We start from the raw sequence: 3,962 nt of genomic DNA, 5'->3' as shown, positions 1-3,962 counted from the left end.
GGGCTTAGAGGCGCTTTCTCTGTTACCCTTTTGTCCTTCTTTTTGCTGAAATGGGCACTGACACCGTCGTCTTTCCTTTACCTTTCAAGCCTTTCTCATACTGCAAAAATTATTAAATAATTTACCCGCCTATAATAACCTAACGATACTTAATTAAAATTTAAATTCCAACTGTCTCTTTAATTCTGTTACATATTCATGTGATCCAGTTACAAGTAGATGGTCATTAAGTTGTAACTCTGTATCTCCATGAGGGATGACAAAATCAGATCCTCTAAAGATTCGGACGAAAATGACATCTCCAGTAAACGGGAATGATCTCAAAGACATTCCTTCAAATTCTTTGTTTCTTAATATTATTTCATGTAGGGATGTCTCTGTATTTCCAAGTAGTGCAAATATATTTGGAGACTGAATTAATGCAGTTAATAATGCTTTCGTAGATGTCAACATAGAAAATACTTCTATATCTTCTCTGCGTAATTCCTCCTCCATCTCCATATTTTCCACACGACAAATCACTCGATCTACCCCTGCTCTTTTAATCAAGAGACTCATTTCAGCATTTAAGAAGGAATCTCCTGTCGAAATCACAACTATATCTGCTGAGCAAATATCTGTTTGTCGTAGAATCTCCTCTGAATAATTGTTCAACTCAATGATTTCAAATAAAGAGTCTGCAATTTGAAAATCTTGCTTTTCTTGTTTTTTATGATAGAAAGTTACATTATAAAGAGATGATTTCAATTCTTGGTAAACTTGCATAGTAACTTGATTTACTCCAATAATAGAAACATTTATCACTTTTTCTTGTGCTACATCTTTTGGGAACATTTTCTTGAACAAAATCGGCGAAATAATGCAAGATATAATGGCAACCAAAATAAAGATTCCACTCATTTGAGGTGTTATTATATTTAAACGTTCTCCAATTGTAGATGCAGCTATAACGAGTGACAAAGTTGATGTTAATAAAAATCCAGAAGCCACAATCGTTTTTGTATCATACCATTTTTTTAAATAGTAGACTGGTAACAGCTTACTTACTAATAACGCCATTAATAGTAAAGGAATAAATAATAATAGTTTAGGATCTGTAAATAACGACCAGATATCCATTTCAACACCAATCATCACAAAGAAAATAGGTATTAAAAATCCATAACCAAATGAATCTAACTGGTGAACCAATTCTTCATTTGGTGATAATAGGGACACAAGTACTCCTGCTAAGAAAGCACCTAAAATATGTTCTGCTCCAACAGATTCTGATAAAGCGACAAGAAAGATGATTAATGCAAATACTGCTCTTGTGCCTATTTGTACTGTTCCTCTAGAAAGAGTGTCCATAAATTTATTATTTTTTATTCTTCTACCAACAAAGTAAAGAATTAAACCTGCTATAAAAAGAATTAATAATAGCCAAGTATTCCCTCCTGTTTCATGAATAGAAGCAAATACAGCAAGTAAAATCATTGTGACTAAATCAGCAATTACTGCTACAAGCAAAATAATTTGCCCAATAACGGACTTCATGATGTTTGCTTCTTTTAAAGTTGGAACTACTACTCCTAAAGAAATAGTTGCGATAATAATGGTCATTAAAAATGCACTATCAACAAATCCAGCTAGTACAAACAAAAAACTTAATCCGATTGATAGTAGGAGAATTGCCACAAAAATAATTATTGCCGTCTGAAATGATTTAGGCTCTAATTTCCCATTAGGCAATGTCTCTCTTTTTTTTCTACTTGAAAAAGCAGAAAAATCTATCTCTAAACCACTTAAAAACATTAAAAAGATAAACCCTAAAGTCGATAGAGTTTCTAGCCACATATCTTGCTCTACAAGGTTAAACCCACTTTTCCCGATAATTAAACCCATCAGAATTTCTGCCACAACTACGGGAATAATATTCAATTTTAGTCGTTGCAAAATAATTGGTGTTAATAGAGCCACCGTAACTACGATAACTAGTGATGCGAAAGAAGCACCGTGTTCCATCGCTATCCCTCCTTTTTTCCTCTAATTCGTTAAATAACTCATAAACATAGTTGCCATACCAAAATAAATCAAAATACTAATAATGTCATTAATTGTTGTAATAAATGGACCTGAGGCCACAGCTGGGTCTATATTAAATTTGTGCATAATAAGAGGGATGATTGCACCAGCAATCGTTGCTACTATCAGTGTTCCAAGGATTGAAACTCCAACTAGAATTCCGAGAAATAAATCACCCTTCCATACATACACCACAATCGTAACTAGTATGCCACATATCGTTCCAGTAATGAGCCCAGTCCCTGCTTCTCTTACAATTAGCTTCCAGCTATTTTCCTTGCCAATATCTCCTGTGGCTATCCCACGTACAGCAACTGCCAAAGCTTGCGTTCCTGTATTCCCAGCCATTCCGGCAATCAGTGGAATAAATACAGCAAGGATTGCTACTTGATTGAGTGTTTCTTCAAATCGACCAATAAGGCTTGCAGTAAACATGCCAAGAAATAATAAAATAATTAGCCATGGGAGCCTTTTTTTTGCTGCAGAGAAAGGATGCTGGTCAACAAAATCCATATTGGAAACCGCAGCGAATTTTGAATAATCCTCTGAAGCTTCCTCTTGCATAACATCGACAATATCATCAATTGTTATAATCCCAAGCAATCTTTTTTGAAAATCAATAACAGGTAAGGCTAAAAAGTCATAGTCTTGCATTTTTCTAGCTACTTCTTCCTGATCCTCACTTACAGAGACAGAATAGATTCTGTCATTCATAATATCTTTGATAAGCGTTTGATTCCCACTAACAATTAAACTTCGTAAAGATACCACGCCAACTAATTGTTTTTGGTCATTAACTACATAAATATAATAAATAGTTTCTGCATTGGGTGCCTCTCTTTTTAAAATATTCATAGCAGTCTCTACCGTTTGTTCTGCAGATAAACTTATATAGTCTACTGTCATAATACTTCCAGCAGTCGACTCTTCATAATGCATAAGTGCTTTAATGCTCGTTGCAGTTGGTTGCTCCATTATTGCCAAATAGCTTTCTACTTGCTCTTTTTCTAATACATTTAATATATCTACAGCATCATCTACAGACATATTTGCTAAAGTGTCTGCTACATAATCAGGGATAAGTTTAGCAAAAATCTCTTGATATTCCCAATCATCCATTTCTAAGTTCTCAAACATTTCTGCGATTTCACTTGGAGCTAAGTATTCAAAAACTTTGGTTCTCTCTTCTATCTCCATTTCCTTAAAAAATGAAGCTTGGTCATAAGGATGTAATTCAAGGAAATTTTTACGAAATTCCTGTAAGTTTTCATTTTGTAAAGAATGGAGAATTACATTACGCTGTGCTTCATTCGTTAAATTTTTCTCTGACACTTGTCTTCCTCCTCTCTTTTAAAATTGGCTATTTTTCTTTGTCAAAGCAATAAGCTTTTAAAAAGGCTGTTTAAGTTTGTAACTGCAATTTAATCATAATTGTTGGTGGCCGACTTTTAAATTTGGGTATTTCATTTGTTTTCCGAGGCGACAGCTTGCTTTCCATGGGGCGAGCGCCGAGCCGCTTCGTTACTACGTTCCTGCTGCAGGGTCTCGGACTTTCTCGTAGCTCCCATAGGAGTCGAGCTGTCGCCTCTCCAAACCAACTTAATATTCGCTTTCAAATAAATAAACCCTTAATTAATTTGGAGAAACTATACTTTTTCAGTGCCCTCGTTATGCTCATGCAGAATCTTAATAGCGTCTCTCTCGATAATCCCACTGGAGTCTACGTATATTACGGCTACTCTATTTTTCCAACTTATTCTTTTTTCCTATTGAAAAAACAACAATCTTTTAGAAAACTGCCTTTAAAAATCAGCCTAAAAATTTGTGGCCACTGAAAAAGTGAATTACCTGGTAAATCGGTAGTTACCAAACCATTCTAACTTAGTGTAGGCTTTTGT

2 protein-coding genes are annotated in these 3,962 nt (G+C 34.7%); both read right to left on the bottom strand.

What is annotated here, in order from left to right:
• Window positions 1–153: 153 nt before the first annotated feature.
• Window positions 154–2,004, bottom strand: a complete 1,851-nt coding sequence (locus tag ADJ83_RS15155) for a monovalent cation:proton antiporter family protein (protein ID WP_031540158.1) — start codon at window positions 2,002–2,004, stop codon at window positions 154–156.
• Window positions 2,005–2,025: 21 nt separating this feature from the next.
• Complete coding sequence (gene mgtE, locus ADJ83_RS15150) at window positions 2,026–3,396, bottom strand: magnesium transporter (RefSeq protein ID WP_031540159.1); 1,371 nt, start codon at window positions 3,394–3,396, stop codon at window positions 2,026–2,028.
• Window positions 3,397–3,962 lie beyond the last annotated feature (566 nt).

The organism is Bacillus sp. 522_BSPC (genome assembly GCF_001076885.1).
Classification (GTDB): Bacteria; Bacillota; Bacilli; order Bacillales; family Cytobacillaceae; genus Niallia; species Niallia hominis.
Note: the sequence above shows the minus strand (reverse complement) of the source record. Positions and strands in the feature narration are given on the sequence as shown.